Genomic DNA, 18,244 nt, shown 5'->3' with positions numbered 1-18,244 from the left:
ACTGAGCAATACCAGGCAGTACATGGGAAAAGAGCTGCCCGCAGTAACGCTGCCAGTGAAGTGGTGGTGTCTTTCACCAACCCGGGAAAAAGCAGATTGAACCTGATCATGCGGGCTTATAACGATGGGTTTGCATTCAGGTATGAGTTCCCGGAAAAACAGGGGGAATACCTGGTAAAAGAAGAACTGACTACATACACTATTCCACCGAATACCCTGCGCTGGATGGAAAAATGGAATCCGGCCAATGAAGGATATTATACCGCCATGTGTGGAGACAAAGTGAAAAAACAGGAGTGGAGCTATCCGGCGCTCTTTCTTACCAGCGACAGCTCCTGCTGGTTCCTGCTCCATGAAGCGGATCTTGACCGCAACTATTGTGGCTCCAAACTGAATAACTCGCTTGATAGTACGAAGTATGCACTTTCGTTCCCTCATCCCGGTGATGGGAGAGGGAAGGGGGCAAGTGCTCCTTCCATCACGCTTCCCTGGAAGTCACCGTGGCGATTAGCCATTGCCGGTAGTTTACAGGATATCGTTTCTTCCACCCTGGTGGAGGATGTATCAGCTCCTTCGGTGCTTAAGCATACAGACTGGATCAAGCCGGGCCTGGTGTCCTGGAACTACTGGTCAGATAATCATGGTACACAGGATTACAAGACTGTTTGTGCCTTTGCGGATCTGGCGGCGGATATGAACTGGCCGTACACCCTGCTGGATTGGGAATGGGATGCCATGCGAAACGGAGGCAATATGGAAGATGCTGCAAAATACATTCTGTCCAAAGGCGTGAAACCACTCATCTGGTACAATTCGGGAGGTGATCATACCTGGGTCTCTTCCACACCGAAGGACCGGATGCTTACACATGAAGCCAGGATGGAAGAGTTTGCAAAACTGAAGAAAATGGGATTCGCTGGTGTAAAAGTAGATTTCTTCGAAAGTGAAAAACAGGACATGATAAAATATTACCTGGATATCCTGGAGGATGCAGCACAGTTCAATATGATGGTTTATTTCCATGGCTGCATCGTGCCGCGGGGGTGGTCCCGCACCTATCCCAACCTCATGACCTGTGAAGCCGTGCGTGGGGCGGAATGGTACAACAATGGCCCGGATTTCACCATGGCCGCTCCTGAACATAATGCTATCCTTCCCTTCACGCGCAATGTAGTAGGGGCAATGGATTACACGCCGGTGACCTTCACCAACTCCCAGTTCCCGCATATCACCTCCTATGGCCATGAACTGGCGCTGGGGGTATTGTTTGAATCGGGGCTTCAGCACCTGGCAGACAGGCCCGAAGGATATTATACGTTGCCGGATGCTGTCCGGTCCTTCCTCAAACAATTGCCGGCTGCCTGGGATGATACAAAGCTGATCAGCGGCTTTCCCGGCAGGGAAGTGATCATGGCAAGACGCAAAGGCAATCACTGGTTCATGGGTGGTATCAATGCTGAATTGCGTGAAAAGAAAAGGACCATCCATTTTGATTTCTTACCGGAAGGCATGCAATACAAACTGACGTTGATCACCGACGGAAAGCATGACAAAGCATTTGCCACCAGTTACAAAGTAGTTGACAGGACTGATTCTGTTGACGTGAACCTGTTAAGGCGCGGTGGCTTTGCGGCCTGTTTAAGTCCATTGCAATAATGCCTCCATCATTGAGCTTTAACCATTTTTTATGCGAACGATATTTCTTTTGTTGATCATTGGAATGCCTGTTACTGCTTATCTGCAGGAAGTGAAAAAATATTCGAGACAGAAGGACCGGATCTCCATTCAACTTTCCGAAGGAACAATGCAGATTATTCCTATATCCGATAAAGCCATCAGGGTGCAATGGAAAAAAGACAGCCTGAGAGAAATAAAGGAACTGGTATTTACGGAAAAGGTGCCGGCCCCTGCTATGAGTTTTTCAGATAACGGTAGTGAACTGAAGATCGGCACCGGCACGATGAGCCTTATCATCAACAAACGTTCCGGCACTATTCATTTCAATGACGCAGCGGGAAAAACTTTCCTGAGTGAAAAGCCTGGAGGTCGTTCACTGACGCCTTCCTCTGTGATGGGGCAACCCTGTTATGTGGCAGAGCAGCGTTTTCATTCCCCGGAGGATGAATTCCTCTTCGGCCTGGGACAGTTCCAGGACGGGCATTACAACCTGCGTAATATTTCAAGGAAGCTGCTGCAGGTGAACTCACAGATAGCCATCCCTTTTCTGCTCTCAAGTAAAGGCTACGGGATCTTATGGCACCAGTACGGACTTACCTGGTACAATCCTACAGACCAGCTGATAGCACTTCACAAAAGAACGGCGCCTTCTGCAACAGGGGCGGAAGCAGAAGTGACCACTACTTCCGGATCACAGCGGATCAACCAGCAGCAAGTCTTGCATGAAGGGCAGTTCAATGTGGAAAAAGAGGGAGAATATATACTCATGCTCGACCTGGGGAATATGGACAACCGTCATCTGCTGACGATCGACGGGCAGGCAGTGATCGATCAATCGAACCTCTGGCTACCACCTGCGGTGAGTACCACCATAAGACTGAAGGAAGGAGTGCATTCCGTGCAGGTAGTATGTAAGTCGGACAATACGCCGGCGCTGTCCTGGAAAGCAGTGGCCGATGAAACCACCTTCCGTTCTCCCGAAGCCGGCATGCTGGATTATATTGTATTTCATGGAAACGATACGGATGAGATCATTGCGGATTACAGGAAGCTGTCAGGCAACGTGCCCATGCTCCCTTTATGGGCTTTCGGCTTCTGGCAGTGCCGCGAAAGATATACTTCCGGTGAGCATCTGGTGAGAACCGTGAAGGAATTCAGAAAAAGGAAATTACCATTGGATGTGATCGTGCAGGATTGGCAGTACTGGGGGAAATATGGATGGGGCGTTCCCCAATTCGATGAAACCAACTATCCCGATCCTGCCGGGTTCATCGGCCAATTGCATGAACTGCATGCGAAGTTCTCCCTGTCTGTTTGGGAGAATATCGACAAAAGATCGGCCGTGGCAAAGGAGTACCTTCAAAAGGATCTGTACATCCCCAATAGTCCCTGGATAGATATCTATAATCCCGAAACGCAGCGAACACACTGGCAGGTGTTGAACAGGAACCTTTTCAGTTACGGAGTGGACAGCTGGTGGATGGACGCTACAGAACCCGAGAATGATGCCCTGGCAGGGAAGCAGACCTATTTTGGCCTGGGAAATTTTTACCGCCTCACTTATCCATTGCTGGTCAGCAAGGCGGTGTATGAAGGTCAGCGCACCACCAACCCGGGCAAGCGCGTTACCATCCTCACCAGGTCTGCCTTTCCGGGGCAGCAACGGTATGGTACCATCAACTGGTCCGGCGATATCGGGTGGAACTGGGATACCTATAAAAGACAGATCGTGGCTGGGTTGAATTTTTCCATTACCGGAATGCCATACTGGACCACCGATATCGGAGGTTTCTTCCGCCCGGGCCCTGGCCAGTATACTAATAAAGAATATTCGGATATCCTTACCCGTTGGTTCCAGTGGGGCGCCTTCAGTCCTGTTTTCCGGATCCACGGTTATCAAACTGAAACCGAGCCATGGAAATATGGAGATACGGTGGAAGCCAATATGCGCAGTATGATGAACCTGCGTTACCGTTTGCTGCCTTATCTCTATTCTGAAGCATGGCAGGTCACCCGGAATGGTTCCACCATCATGCGCCCCCTGCTGATGGACTTCCGGGAAGATACACTTGCCATCAACCAGCCATATGAGTATATGTTCGGCAGGTCCATGCTGGTAGCGCCTGTAACAGAGCCGGGTGTAACGCAATGGAAGGTGTATCTCCCCCGGTGGAAAGGCTGGTATGATTTCCATACAGGCAAACGCTACAACGGCGGTCAAACGGTAACGGCCCATGCGCCACAGGATATCATCCCGGTATTTGTGAAAGCCGGTTCCATCATTCCCCTGGCGGAAGTGATGCAATACACCGGGGAAAAAAATATGGACACCCTGGAGCTGCGCATCTACAAAGGGGCAGACGGCCAGTTCAACCTGTATGAAGATGAAGGTGATGGCTATAATTATGAAAAAGGAAAATATTCATTGATCCCGTTCAAATGGAATGATAAAAAACAACAACTCACCATTGGCAGACGGGAGGGAACATTCACCGGATTACTCTCAAAAAGGGTATTCAACATTAAGGATGCTGAAAAGCCCGGAATGATAAAAAGCATTCTATACAATGGCAATCTGATCATTACTGATCTTAAATAAACTCACTTCATCATGAGCAGATATATTCTTCTGGTATTCATCAGCGTTATACTGTCGATCGCCTCCATTTCCATGTATGCCCAGAATCCTTTGATCCGCAATCAATTCAGCGCAGACCCTTCTGCCCGGGTGTTCGGTAACAGGGTGTACCTGTTCCCGTCACATGATATCCTGGCCACAGAAGGCCGTGGACGGAAGGGATGGTTTTGCATGGAAGATTATCACGTGTTCTCTTCGGAGAACCTGACAGACTGGACGGATCATGGCATGATCGTTCAGCAGCATAAAGTACCCTGGATAAAACCGGACAGCTACAGTATGTGGGCGCCCGACTGCATTTATAGGAATGGTAAATATTATTTCTATTTTCCATCCATCCCACAGGATACCAGTGATGGCCGCGGGTTCAGGATAGGCGTGGCCATTGCAGATAAACCCGAAGGGCCTTATATGCCCTTACCTGACCCTATAAGCCATGTGCGCGGCATCGATCCGAATGTTTTCATCGATAAGGACGGACAGGCTTATTTATACTGGTCGCAGGGAAATATTTATGGAGCCAGGCTGAAAGATAATATGGTGGAACTGGCTTCGGAGCCGGTGATCCTGCAGCAATTACCGGAGAAAGGGCTGAAGGAAGGTCCCTGGCTGTTCGAGCGGAACGGGATCTACTACCTGACCTATCCACATGTGGAAAACAAGATCGAGCGGCTGGAATATGCCGTGGGGGATCACCCGCTGGGACCATTCAAAAGGACCGGGGTGATCATGGACGAGTCTCCCTCCGGCTGTTGGACCAATCACCATTCGGTGATCCAATTCAAAGACCAATGGTATCTTTTCTATCATCATAATGATTATTCCCCTGCTTTTGATAAAGCCAGATCGGTGCGTGCCGACAGTCTTTTTTTCAATGCAGACGGTACCATACAAAAAGTAATACCCACTTACAGGGGGATCGGTATCACCCGGGCCCGCTCAAAGATCCAGATCGACCGGTATACACAGATGAGCAACGGCGGTGTGTCCATTGAATTCCTGGATACCACCAACCGGTTCTCCGGATGGAAAACGGTTTTTACGGAGCCTGAGGCCTGGGTGCAATACAACAGCGTTGATTTTGAAAAACAGCCATTGCGATACGCGCTGGTCAGTATGCGGGCTCCCGCAGGCGGAAGATTGCAAATACGTATACAGGACACAGCAGGGCCATTGCTTGCAGACCTGACCGTCAAGGCAGACAAGGGATGGCAGTTGCTGAAGCTGCCTTTACTGCAAAAGAACACCGGAGTAGGGCACCTGCTGGTGATATCGAAAGATAAAAGACGTATGGAAGTGGATTGGATCGGCTTCGAGTAGCGTAAAAAAGGAAGGATTGAACATTTGTATCATTAGTAAAAACAAATAAGCGCTCCTTTGACTGTCCCGGGAGCTAACTTTATCAGTACCGGCGATACCATTTCTGCGATCCTCTGGTATCAGCCAATAACGATTTTAAAGCCAAAACTTATTCTAACCAATAACTACTGTCATATGAAAAAAATTACCTGACCACCACTTCTCGTCGTTTTTTAATCACCACTTCACATTTATTGCGAAGGCTCAAGACATTCCTTGCTGGCCTGGGCGGATTCACTTACCGGGCCGGACGGGAACCCTATTTAATTTTTTAAACTGCGATATGAAAAATTCAAAACGGGACCTTTTGCTGCTCAGGTCTTGCTTTATCCTTAAAGGACTGCTACCCGCTACCCTGGGTTTGCTGGTCTGCTCCTTTGTTTCGCTGTCCGCATCAGGGAGGGAAAGGGAAAACAGGGCCTTTGAAAAGGGACCTGGAGCCAATATCACCAAAGCCCTGGTGATCACTGGAAAAATAACAGATGATAAAGGTGCTCCGGTTGGAGAGGTAACAGTGTATGAAAGAGGAGCTGATAATAATATTACGGTGTCAAAATCCGATGGCAGTTTCACCATCACGGTGGCCAATGATAAAGCAGTGCTGGTTTTTACGCATGTCAGTTTTGCCCGGCAGGAGATCCAGGTGGGTGGCAAGCGCGATATCAGGGTAACCCTGATCCCCATCTCCCTGTCTATGGACAGTACCATTGTAGTGGGGTATGGCAAGCAGAAGAAACAGAGCCTGGTGGGCGCCATATCACAGGTGAAAGGGGAGGTGCTGCAAAGGACCGGTGGTGTTTCCAGCCTGGGGGCAGCACTTACAGGTAACCTGCCAGGTGTGATCACGGTAGCAACACAGGGAACACCGGGCGCTGAGGATCCCAAGATCTATATCCGTGGACAAAGCACCTGGAACAACAGTGATCCGCTGGTGCTGGTGGATGGTATCGAAAGACCGATGAACAGTGTGGATATCGGTTCTGTTGAAACCATTTCCGTATTGAAAGATGCATCCGCTACCGCGGTGTTTGGTGTGAAAGGAGCCAATGGGGTGATCCTCATCACAACAAAAAGAGGCAGGGAAGGCAGGGCCGAGATCAGGTTCACCGGAAATATGACTATGAAGATCCCCTCCAAACTGGCCAGCAAATTCGATGCTTATGATGCCATCAGGATACGTGACCAGGCCATTGAAAGGGAACTGGGCATTTCTCCCTCTTCCTGGTATAGTTATGTTCCTTATGCCGAACTGGAGAAATACAGGAATCCGGCCAATCAGGAAGAAGCAGAAAGATATCCGAATATCGACTGGCAGGACCAGCTGGTAAAAAAACATGTGATGTCTTACAATGGCAGTCTGAATATTTCAGGAGGCTCTCCCAACGTAAAATATTTCTCTTCCATCGATCTCCTGCATGAAGGGGATATCATCAAAAAGATCGATAATGGAAAGACCTATAAACCAGGCTATGGGTTCGACCGGGTGAATGCCCGTACCAACCTGGATTTCAATCTTACCAAAACTACGCTGCTCTCCGCCAATCTTGCCGGTTCTTATGGTGTAAAGCAGGATGCTTACGGGCAGGACAGCTGGGAATACCGCATCTGGCAGAGCATCTATAACAACGCTCCCAATCTTTACTATCCCCGTTATTCAGATGGCGGATGGGGTTACTTTCCCCTGGAAACGGTGTCTACCATCAACTCCCTGGCAGTAATGGGAAATAATGGTATCCGCAAAACCACCACTACCCGTATCACTACCGATTTCACGCTCAGGCAGGACCTCGGCGCCATCCTGAAAGGACTGGCTGCCAAGGGAACCCTTTCATTCGATAATGCTTTCGTGTCGCAGGGTGGTATCTATGATAATGGAAATATCCAGCAGGAATACATCGATCCCGTGACCGGCGAAAGGAAGTACAGCCAGTACCTGGGCACCAACCAGTTCGACTGGATCCCTCCGCGCTGGAATCCCAATGTCGATGCAGTACTCAACACATCTTCCTACCGTAAGCTCTTTTACCAGCTGCAGGTGGACTATGCCAGGAAATTCGGCATGCACGATATCACTGCCATGGGAATGTTCAGCCGTGATAAATATGCAACGGGCAGCGAGTTCGAACATTTCCGGGAAGACTGGGTGAGCAGGGTGACCTATAATTATGATTCCCGGTATTTCGCGGAATTCAATGGCGCATACAATGGCTCCGAAAAATTCGGCCCCTCTTACCGTTTCGCCTTCTTCCCTTCCGCTGCGGTTGGCTGGATGGTCAGCAACGAGAAGTTCATGCAGAACCTGACCTTCCTCAATACATTGAAACTGCGCGCCTCCTATGGTCAGGTAGGGAATGATAATGTGAACGGCCGCTGGCTGTATATGACTACCTGGACCTATGGCGGAAATACGCCCCTGGGCTCATCTGCAGGGCAGAACAGTCCTTATACCTGGTGGTCTGAAGCACGCGCCAGTGTAGGTAATCCTGATATCCACTGGGAGAAAGTGACCAAGGCCAATTTCGGTCTGGACTACACGTTATGGAATGGCCTCGTTTCAGGAAGCGTGGAAGTATTCAACGACTATCGCACAGATATCCTCCTGGCCGGAACCTCCCGTTCCGTACCTTCTTATTTTGGTGTACAACCCGCTACGGCCAACGTTGGTAAAGTAAGGAACAAAGGCTATGAGATCGAGCTCCGCCTCAATAAATCCTTATCCAGGGATCTGCGCGTATGGGCAAATTTAGCCATGACCCATGCCAAAGACAAGATCATTGAAGGGGAGGATGCCACCTTGCTGGATGAATACCAGAAACGCGCCGGTAAGGCTATCGGTCAGGCATACTCGTACGTCAGCAGCGGTTATTACAATAACTGGAATGAAGTGTATGGCAGCACCCGGCTCAATACGTACGACAACCAGAAACTGCCGGGAAACCTGAACATGATCGACTATAATGGTGATGGTGTCATCGACAATAAAGATGTGGTGCCTTATGGATATCCTGAAAGGCCGATGAACACATACAACGCCACCATCGGTGCGGAGTGGAAAGGATTCAGTGTGTTCGTTCAGTTCTACGGGGTGAACAATATCAACCGTTACCTGCAGTTGGTAAGCTTCTCTGGTCAATATCACTACGATAACGTTTACAAGCAGGGTGCATACTGGACAAGGGATAACCCCAATGCCGATGTGCCCATGCCACGGTATGCCAGTGTGATGCCCTATTACGGTACCAACTACCTGTACGATGGTTCCTACCTGCGCCTGAAAAATGCGGAGATCGCATATACATTCAAGTTAGCTCAGCTGAAGAGCATCGGCATCAATGCATTCCGCGTGTATCTCAACGGGGACAATCTCTATATGTGGACCAAAATGCCGGACGACCGGGAAGTGAGCATGGGCGCAGCTACCGCTTATCCCACTATCAGACGTATTAACCTGGGTTGTAACATAACCTTTTAAAAGCTTGCTATATGAAAAGGTATTCATTTATGATCATTGCCTGTTCCTTAATGCTGGCAATTGCGGGGATGACTGGCTGTACACGTTATCTGGACAGAGCCCCCGCTGCTGATGTATCTCCAACAGATGCATTCATCAATTTCAACAATTTCCAGGGCTTCACGGAAGAACTTTATTCCCTGGTGCCTGAATATACCAGTAAGACCTGGGCCTGCAACTGGATCCTGGGCGACGAGATCATTCACAAGACCGGCGTCACCTGGTTGAATGAACAATTAGACAATGGCGATTCATGGTCTTGGACCACAGGAGAATGGATCTCCTGGCTGGATGCACCCGGTTATAATCCTGATCCCACCACGGGATTCGGAAAAGGCCTCTGGCCCAACTCCTGGTATGGTATCCATAAAGCCAACCTGGGTTTGGCCAATATCGACAAGCTCTCCGGAACACAGGAAGAAAAAGACCTCATCAAAGGACAACTCCTGTTCTTCAGGGGCTGGTTCCATTTTGAATTGATGACCTACTGGGGTGGACTTCCTTTCATAGACACGGTACTCTCACCCAGTGTTAAACTTGAAATACCCCGCCTCAGTTGCCAGGCCATGGCAGACCGCGTGGCTTCGGACTTCAGAGCGGCCGCCGACCTGTTACCCATCAACTGGGACAATACAGATGCGGGAAAGGCCACGCTGGGAAAGAACCAGCTGCGCCTCACCAAACTGGCAGCACTCGGATATCTCGGAAAGAATTATCTCTACGCCGGCAGCCCGCTCATGAACCGTTCTTCCACTGGCAATGCAGGATTTGATGCGAACTATTGCAAAAAATCGGCAGAAGCCTTTGCTGAACTGCTGAAGCTGGTAGACAACGGGCAGACCTGGGTTAAACTGGCGGACTTCTCTCATTACAGTGATCTCTTCTATACCAATGGAGGCAGTTTCATTCCCGGTTATCCGGAAGCCATCTTCCAGAACCCTGTGTACAGCTCCTGGTTTGCAGGTTGCCCATGGGGGCCAAGCTCCGTATTTGCAGAAGGAAATATCGGCGGCGGCTATGCATCACCGAATGCCAGGTTTGTAGAGAACTACGGAATGGCCAATGGTCTGCCGATCGATGATCCGGAATCCGGTTACAATCCCAATGATCCCTGGGTCAACCGTGATCCGCGCTTCTATCACGATATTGTGATCGACAGGGACCAGATCATCAAAGGATCTGCCCCCGCCGATAAAGAGAAATTCCGTTACGCCAACCTTGCCACTAACGGATTCAGCCGTGATAACTCTGCCATAGGACGTACCGGTTACCTCCTCCGCAAACTCACGCCCATGACCGCCAATAATATCGACAACTTCCCCAATAATTACATGCACCTGTCTTACATGCGGCTTGCCGATGTGTACCTCATGTATGCGGAAGCCGTGTTACAGGGATATGGTTCTGCTACCAGTACAGGCCCTGATTATATCAGTGCTGAAGCGGCGCTCAATAAGGTACGCGCACGCTGCGGTGCAGGAATGGTGGCTGCAAAATTTGTAGCGGATAAAGAAAAGTTCATGAGTGAGATCATTCGCGAACGGGCCATGGAACTTGGTTTTGAAGAAGAGTTCCGTTACAACGACCTGCGCAGGTGGCTGCTTGCCGGACAATTGAAGTACAGGGAAAAAACAGCGATCGACTTCGACCGTGATGTCAACGGCAAACCCATCAATATAAAGGAGAGAGTGTTGGTGACCCGCAAATTCGAGGATAAGAATTACTGGTTGCCACTGAAGATAAATGATGTGAATCTTTATCTCGAATTCCCACAGAACCCCGGTTACTAATTGTGTCAGTTCTTAATGATTAAAAGGAAAGAAATGAAAAAAAATATACTGGTTGGCGTGATCCTGTTCTGTGGATGGTGTGTGGGGAACAGTCCGGATCTGCAGGCACAGTCAACTGCCAGCTCACAGAACCTTCCTGCTGCAGGAAAGGATTCGCTGGTGCATATCGCATACAGGGCCGTTAACAGGAAAGATATGCCAGGCGCCGTTTCCATACTGAATCCACCTTCATACCTCGATAAAAATTACGGTATTTATCCCCTCGAAGGAGCTGCTGCCTTTGTAGGTGGAGATAATTTCTGGAATATGTCTGGTTCACTGGTGCTCATAGATGGAGTACCCAGATCTGTCAACGATATAACGGCCAACGAAATTGAACAGATCACTTTCCTCAAAGGCGCCAACGCGATGGTATTGTATGGCAGCCGCGCCGCCCACGGCGTGATGCTGATCACCACCAAACGCGGAAAGGCTGGAGCGCCCGAGATCAATGTCAGGCTCAACAGCGGCGTGAACATGCCCAAGTCATATCCTTCCTACCTGGGATCGGCAGACTATATGACCTGGTATAACCGGGCCCTGAAAAACGATGGACTGCCCGCCTTATATGCGGATACCACCATCGCCAAATATGCTGCCCGTTCAAACCCGTACCAGTACCCGGATATCGATTATTTCTCCTCCGATTATCTGCGGAAATTCTACAACAGCCACTCCGCCAATGCAGAATTCTCCAGCGGAACCGAACGTGCAAAATTCTATGCGCTGGCCGGTTTTCAGAACGAAAATTCATTGTTGAATTTCGGGGAGGGAAAGAACTCGCATATTACCCGGTTGAACCTGCGGGGTAATATCGATCTGAAATTAAATAACTATATCAGCACCTACGTCAATGTATCCACCGTTTTCTATACCAACAGGAACGCACTGGGTAACTATTGGCAAAGGGCAGACAGTTTACAGCCACATCGCTTTGCGCCGCTTATCCCTCTCAGTTATATAGCAGCAGGTTCCAAGGGTGCGCAGGCGCTGGCGGGTGGCAGCCGTAACCTGCTCGATGGGAAATACCTGCTTGGAGGTACACAGCAGTTCCTTACCAATCCTGTATCAGATGGTTATGCCGCTGGCTACAGTATTTTCACCAGCAGGCAGTTCCAGTACACTACCGGCGTGGACGTGGATCTCAGGAATGTGCTGAAAGGCCTGTCCTTTCATGGAGAAGTGAGTGTGGATTATTCCAACACATATAACGAGTCTGTTAACAATACCTATGCAGTGTATGTACCTGCCTGGACAAGGATCAACGGCAATGATTCCATCACCTCACTGACCGTGTACAATAAAGACACCAGGCCCGGTACGCAGAACCTCAACAATACCTGGAGTGACCAGCTGATAGATGTGAATTTCCATCTCGATTACAGGAATACATTCCGGGATAAACACAATGTATCCGTTATGCTGCTGGCCGATGGCCTTCGACGCAGGCAGACCGGCGACTACCAGTTCCGGACAAACGCCAATGCCGGATTGCACCTGGAATATAATTTCGATCAGCGATATTATGCGGCATTCAGCGGAGCCGTGGTGAACAGCACCAGGCTGCCAGCCGGCAAACGGGTGGCCTTTTCGCCCACAGCCAGCGTAGGTTGGGTGCTGAGTGAAGAAGCCTTCCTGAAAGGATCAGCTGTGATCGACCGGTTGAAAGTGACGGCCTCTGCAGGTATCGTGAATACGGACCTGGACTTCGGCGTGGGAAGGTATTACCTCTATGATGCCGTGTATTCACCTACTGCCTATTACTCCTGGCAGGATGGAACTTTCGTCAACCGCACCACCACCATATCGAGGGGACAGAATTCGGACCTGACCTATGCCAAAAGAAAGGAGTTCAATTTGTCCATAGAAGGTGCGCTGTTCAATGGAAAGATCGACTTCCTGGCCAGCCTGTTCCATATCAGAAAAGATGGAATGCCTGTACAGACCTATAGCCTCTATCCCAGCTTCTTTTTTACAGGATACCCCGAAACCTCCTTTGCACCCTACACCAATTTCGCCGCCAACCGCAACCAGGGATTTGACTTCAGTGTGAATGTACATGAGCGGGTGGGAGAAGTGAAACTGTCGGTGGGAGTTGCAGGCACTTACGTAAATACCAAAGCCCTCAAAAGGGATGAATTGTTCACCGATGCCTACCGCAACCGCGCAGGAAAAGCGGCTGACGCCATATTCGGATTGCAGAGCGCAGGACTTTTTGAAGACCAGCAGGCAATAGACAACCATGCTACGCAACGATTTGGAGCAGTGAAACCAGGAGATATCAGGTATGTTGACCAGAACGGAGACAATGTGATAGATGAAAGGGATGAAGTGATGCTGGGCCGCTGGGGCAGTCCCTTCACCGGTGGAGTGAACATCACTGCGCAATGGAAAGACTTCACGCTGTTTGTGCTGGGTACCGGCTACTTTGGAGGAACAGCACTCAAAAGCGGTGATTACTTCTGGGTAACAGGGGCCGCCAAATATTCGGATGTGGTGCTCAACAGCTGGACCGAAGAAACAAAGAATACCGCGTCCTATCCCAGATTATCCACGCTCGGCAGCGGTAACAATTTCCGGTCTTCCGATTACTGGACCTACAGCACCAACAGATTCAATATCGCCAAAGTGCAGCTCACCTGGGCTTTGCCCGCCAAAATGCTGAAGGGTTCCTTCGTGAAAGGAGTGAACATCTACGTGAGTGGCAATGACCTGCTTACACTTGCGCGAAACAGGGAAATCCTGGAACTGAATATCGGAGCCACTCCACAGACACGTTTCTACAATTTTGGTGTGAAAGCTGAATTTTAGGTTAATCCCGAAATAATAAAATTTTTATGAAAGCAAGCTTGATCTTCCTATTCGCTCTGGGGCTGGTGTTTTGCAGTTGCAAAAAGATACTGACCCCCGCCGACGAGAACAATCGGGGGCTGAGCGATATTTACAATGATGCAGCATTTGCAGAAGGGCTTCTGCTGAACGGATATGTACGGCTGCCACTGGGCAGTTATTCCTTCAATGATGTGGCCACTGACGATGCCGTATCCAATAACCCCAACAATAATTTCCGCTTGATGGCTACCGGTAACTGGTCATCCATCAATAACCCGTTGGATCAATGGACAGGCTCCTTTGCCGCTATCCAGTACCTGAACCTGATTTTGAAGGAAGCGGATAAAGTGAACTGGGCATTGACCGGCGAGTATACCAAAGAGATGTTCAACGACCGCGTCAAGGGAGAGGCCTATGGTTTGAGAGCCTTGTTCATGTACTATCTGTTACAGGCGCATGGCGGATGGGCCGGGAATCAATTACTGGGCGTTCCCATTCTCACGGAGCCGTTTGACAGCAAGACCGATTTCAGAATGCCCCGTAATACATTCCAGGAATGTGCCCAGCAGGCGTACAAAGACCTTGATATGGCGGAGAGCCTGCTGCCACTGGATTTCGTGAACATTGGAAACACCAGCGAAATTCCATCTAAATACAGCGGCAAAACATCGGTAGCGGAGTATAACCGCGTATTCGGTGCTTACAATGCGCAACGCATGACCTCACGGATCGTAAAAGGTATCCGTGCAAAGATGTCGTTACTGGCGGCGAGCCCGGCTTTCAGCCAGGGTACCAGCGTTACCTGGGAAAAAGCCGCAGATGATGCTGGGGCGGTGCTTGACCTCATCGGCGGAATACCGGGTATGGCCAATAACGGCGTGTACTGGTATGCGAGCAAGAATTCCGGTGAGATCAACGGACTCTCTGCGGGCAACAATCCCAAAGAAGTATTGTGGAGAGGGAATGTGGGAGATGGCAATAACCTGGAAAGGGATAACTATCCTCCTACATTGTATGGCAACGGACGGGTGAACCCCACGCAGAACCTCGTGGATGCGTTCCCGATGGCCAACGGATATCCTGTTACGGATCCTGCCAGCGGGTATAATGCCAGTAATCCGTATGCCAACAGGGACCCGCGCCTGGCCTTGTATATTGTGGTGAATGAAAGCAAGATGGGGCCGGGGGCCAGTACCATTTACACAAGGGTAGGTACCTCCGATGACGGATTGAATGCCATTGCCACTTCCACCCGCACGGGTTTCTATATGCGTAAACTGCTGCGCGAAGATGTGAACCTCAACCCGGCCAGCACCAATACACAACGGCATTACGTACCTTATATCCGCTATACTGAATTGTTCCTTGCCTATGCAGAAGCGGCCAATGAAGCCTGGGGACCTGATGGCAAAGGGGCACATACCTACTCCGCCCGCGAAGTGATTGCCGCTATCCGGAAAAGAGCAGGTATTGCTCAGCCCGATGCGTATCTTTCCGCTGTTACCACCCAGGAGGATATGCGAAAACTGATCCACAACGAAAGAAGACTGGAACTCTGCTTTGAAGGTGTCAGGTTCTGGGACCTGCGCAGATGGAAGGAGAATATCACGCAGCCGGCACAGGGAGTAAGCATTAACGGTAATGTATATACGATCAGTAATGTCGAGAACAGGCAATATGCCGGACATATGTTCTATGGGCCCCTTCCTTACGATGATGTGTTGAAACAAAACCTGGTGCAGAATCAGGGCTGGTAATACAGGTCTTCAAATCTTAAAAAAAGAAAAATGAAAAAATTGATATTGCTGTCATACCTGTTCCTGGTGATCCTCAGTTCCTGTTCAAATAAGGATTCCGTATTCCCGGATTACAAATATTCCACCGTGTATTTCCCGTATCAGTCTCCCGTCAAGACCCTGGTACTGGGAGATGATATCTATGATAATTCGCTTGACAACCAGCACAAATGCCTGATCATGGCCACCATGGGAGGCGTATACGAGAACAAACGGGAGATAACCTTGAAAGTTGCGGTGGACCCTTTACTGTCGCAGGACCTGAAGTTTGAATCAGCTTCCGGTGATGCCGTGGTAACCATGCCGGACAATTATTATACCTTATCAACCGGGAAAGATCCGGTGATAGTGATCCCTGCCGGTAAATTCATGGGTGGCCTGGAAGTACAGCTCACAGATGCTTTTTTCCAGGACCCACGCGCCATCAAAAATACTTTCGTGATCCCTATGCGCATCACCGGTGTTACCAATGCCGATTCGGTGCTCAGTGGTAAGACCTCCGTTGCCAATCCGGACCGCAGGAATCCTGCTGACTGGGTCACTTTACCGAAAGACTACATCCTGTTTGCCGTCAAATACATCAACCCTTACCATGGAACTTACCTGCGCAGGGGAATCGATGTGGTGAAAGGAGCGGGAGGCAATACGGCCATGGACACCACTGTGGTCTACCATGCTCCCTATGTTGAAAAAGATGAACTGTGTGATCTGGTGACCAGTTCCCTAACCGGTATTTCCGTATCCCTGAATGCGAAGAACCGTGGCAATGTAAATCTTCCTTTCAAGCTGAACCTGCAATTCACTAACAATGGCAAATGCACTATTTCGCAACCAGCCAATGCCGCTTATACCATTACGGGAACCGGCGAACTGGTTAAGAAGGGGGATATGTGGGGCAACGAAAAAAGGGATGTTCTGTATCTTCAGTACCAGGCTGATTTTGGCGCCACCACACATAGTTTCAAAGATACCATCGTGTTGCGCGACAGGGGTGTGAAAATGGAAACATTCACTCCTTTCATCGTTCACTGATACATTCAAACAAAACTGATTTCATTTTCGTACGGTTATAATAAGTTGTTTTTATGATTTACAGGTACCTTCTCCTTGCAGTATTCCTGCTTTGTCTTTTCCATTCTTTTGGCCAGCCTGCCGTTAAAGAAGCGCCGGCAGGATTTGATGTGGAAAGAAGCGGCATCGCGCATGGTAAGATCGATACGGTCAGTTATAACTCCGGAACGGTCGGTACAGTGCGGAGGGCGCTGGTGTATACGCCGCCGGGATTTTCTTCCAGAAAAAAATATGCGGTGTTGTACCTCCTGCACGGGATTGGCGGAGATGAAAAAGAATGGTTCACCCATGGCAAACCCCAGGTGATCCTGGATAACCTGTATGCAGAAGGCAGACTGGAACCCATGATAGTGGTAATGCCCAATGGACGTGCCATGAAGGATGACAGGGCCACCGGCAATATCATGGCGCCCGACAAAGTACAGGCATTTGCCACTTTCGAACAGGACCTCCTGCACGATCTCATTCCTTTTATCGAAAAGAAATTCCCCGTGCTGAAAGACAGGGAACACCGGGCAATTGCCGGCCTGTCCATGGGCGGCGGACAATCGCTCAACTTCGGCCTCGGCAACCTGGATAAATTTGCCTGGGTGGGAGGATTCTCCTCCGCTCCCAATACGAAGAGCCCGGAACAACTGGTGCCCGATCCGGAAGCGGCAAAGCAGCAACTCAAACTGCTCTGGATCTCCTGCGGGGATAAAGACAACCTGATCTCATTCAGCAAAAGAACGCACGACTATCTCTATGAGAAGGGTGTTCCGCATATCTATTATATCGAGCCTGGTGTGCATGATTTCAAAGTGTGGAAAAACGGGCTCTTCATGTTCAGCCAGTTCCTTTTCAAACCCGTAGACAGTTCGTCATTTCAACGATTCACTATACTGGGCACACCGCCAACTACCAATGTGCGTTCGGCAGGCTTTCCGCAGGTATTGCCGGATAACCGGGTGGTTTTCCGTGTGAAAGCGCCCGATGCAAAACAGGTGCAGGTAGACCTGGGGCGCAAATACGATATGCTCAAAGATGCGGAAGGTTTCTGGAATGTTATCACCGATTCCATCGGAGAAGGTTTTCATTACTATTCCCTGCTGATAGATGGCCTGGCCCTGGCCGATCCCGCCAGTGAAACCTTTTACGGGATGGGAAGGATGGCCAGCGGTATAGAGATCCCTTTCCGGGGGGGAGGATATTATGCACTGAAGGATGTGCCGCATGGCGATATCCGTATCAAAAGATATTATTCAACCGTCACCAACTCCTGGCGACGGTTCTTCATTTATACGCCTCCCGGTTATGATAAGAGCACTGCAGACTTCCCAACGCTCTACCTGCTGCACGGAGGGGGAGAAGATGAACGTGGCTGGGCCAGCCAGGGAAGAACAGATCTCATTATGGATAACCTGATAGCTGCCGGAAAAGCAAAACCGATGCTGGTGGTGATGATGGATGGCAATATGAGTATGGGAGGCGGTTTTACTGAACAGGTATTGCGCGCTTTTGAAAATGAATTGAAACAGGTAGTGGTCCCTTT

Annotated in this window: 9 protein-coding genes; all 9 read left to right on the top strand. The window is 49.7% G+C overall.

All coding sequences use genetic code 11. The annotated features are described in order from the left end of the window. Positions 1 to 1,656, top strand: a 1,656-nt coding sequence (locus tag ACTHMC_RS09970; protein WP_440412965.1) for a glycoside hydrolase family 97 catalytic domain-containing protein, incomplete at its 5' end; no start/stop codon positions are given. A 31-nt stretch (positions 1,657 to 1,687) separates the two neighbouring features. Beyond that, entirely contained in the window at positions 1,688 to 4,276 is a 2,589-nt protein-coding gene (locus tag ACTHMC_RS09965; protein WP_440412964.1) for a TIM-barrel domain-containing protein, read from the top strand. Between the two features lie 12 nt (positions 4,277 to 4,288). After that, positions 4,289 to 5,635: a family 43 glycosylhydrolase gene (locus tag ACTHMC_RS09960; RefSeq protein ID WP_440412963.1), complete on the top strand. Its 1,347-nt coding sequence runs from the start codon at positions 4,289 to 4,291 to the stop codon at positions 5,633 to 5,635. 322 nt (positions 5,636 to 5,957) lie between these two features. Then, entirely contained in the window at positions 5,958 to 9,146 is a 3,189-nt protein-coding gene (locus tag ACTHMC_RS09955) for a SusC/RagA family TonB-linked outer membrane protein (RefSeq protein WP_440412962.1), read from the top strand. Between the two features lie 11 nt (positions 9,147 to 9,157). Beyond that, complete coding sequence (locus ACTHMC_RS09950) at positions 9,158 to 10,975, top strand: RagB/SusD family nutrient uptake outer membrane protein (protein WP_440412961.1); 1,818 nt, start codon at positions 9,158 to 9,160, stop codon at positions 10,973 to 10,975. A 33-nt stretch (positions 10,976 to 11,008) separates the two neighbouring features. Then, positions 11,009 to 13,825: a SusC/RagA family TonB-linked outer membrane protein gene (locus tag ACTHMC_RS09945; protein ID WP_440412960.1), complete on the top strand. Its 2,817-nt coding sequence runs from the start codon at positions 11,009 to 11,011 to the stop codon at positions 13,823 to 13,825. Between the two features lie 26 nt (positions 13,826 to 13,851). Beyond that, complete coding sequence (locus ACTHMC_RS09940; RefSeq protein WP_440412959.1) at positions 13,852 to 15,603, top strand: RagB/SusD family nutrient uptake outer membrane protein; 1,752 nt, start codon at positions 13,852 to 13,854, stop codon at positions 15,601 to 15,603. A 30-nt stretch (positions 15,604 to 15,633) separates the two neighbouring features. Continuing rightward, the gene (locus ACTHMC_RS09935; protein ID WP_440412958.1) at positions 15,634 to 16,674 is read left to right on the top strand and encodes a DUF5627 domain-containing protein; all 1,041 of its coding nucleotides are present in this window, start codon (positions 15,634 to 15,636) and stop codon (positions 16,672 to 16,674) included. 53 nt (positions 16,675 to 16,727) lie between these two features. Beyond that, positions 16,728 to 18,244 (top strand): alpha/beta hydrolase-fold protein (locus tag ACTHMC_RS09930; protein ID WP_440412957.1); only part of this gene is annotated, 1,517 nt, incomplete at its 3' end.

Source organism: Pseudobacter sp. (genome assembly GCF_051955275.1).
GTDB lineage: Bacteria > Bacteroidota > Bacteroidia > Chitinophagales > Chitinophagaceae > Pseudobacter.
This window is presented reverse-complemented; position numbering and strand designations above follow the sequence as displayed.

Excerpts from the sequence above, each read along its gene's own strand:
- ACTHMC_RS09935 (WP_440412958.1), top strand. The coding sequence starts at position 15,634 with ATGAAAAAATTGATATTGCTGTCATACCTGTTCCTGGTGATCCTCAGT.
- ACTHMC_RS09945 (WP_440412960.1), top strand. The coding sequence starts at position 11,009 with ATGAAAAAAAATATACTGGTTGGCGTGATCCTGTTCTGTGGATGGTGT.
- ACTHMC_RS09965 (WP_440412964.1), top strand. The coding sequence starts at position 1,688 with ATGCGAACGATATTTCTTTTGTTGATCATTGGAATGCCTGTTACTGCT.
- ACTHMC_RS09955 (WP_440412962.1), top strand. The coding sequence starts at position 5,958 with ATGAAAAATTCAAAACGGGACCTTTTGCTGCTCAGGTCTTGCTTTATC.
- ACTHMC_RS09960 (WP_440412963.1), top strand. The coding sequence starts at position 4,289 with ATGAGCAGATATATTCTTCTGGTATTCATCAGCGTTATACTGTCGATC.
- ACTHMC_RS09940 (WP_440412959.1), top strand. The coding sequence starts at position 13,852 with ATGAAAGCAAGCTTGATCTTCCTATTCGCTCTGGGGCTGGTGTTTTGC.
- ACTHMC_RS09950 (WP_440412961.1), top strand. The coding sequence starts at position 9,158 with ATGAAAAGGTATTCATTTATGATCATTGCCTGTTCCTTAATGCTGGCA.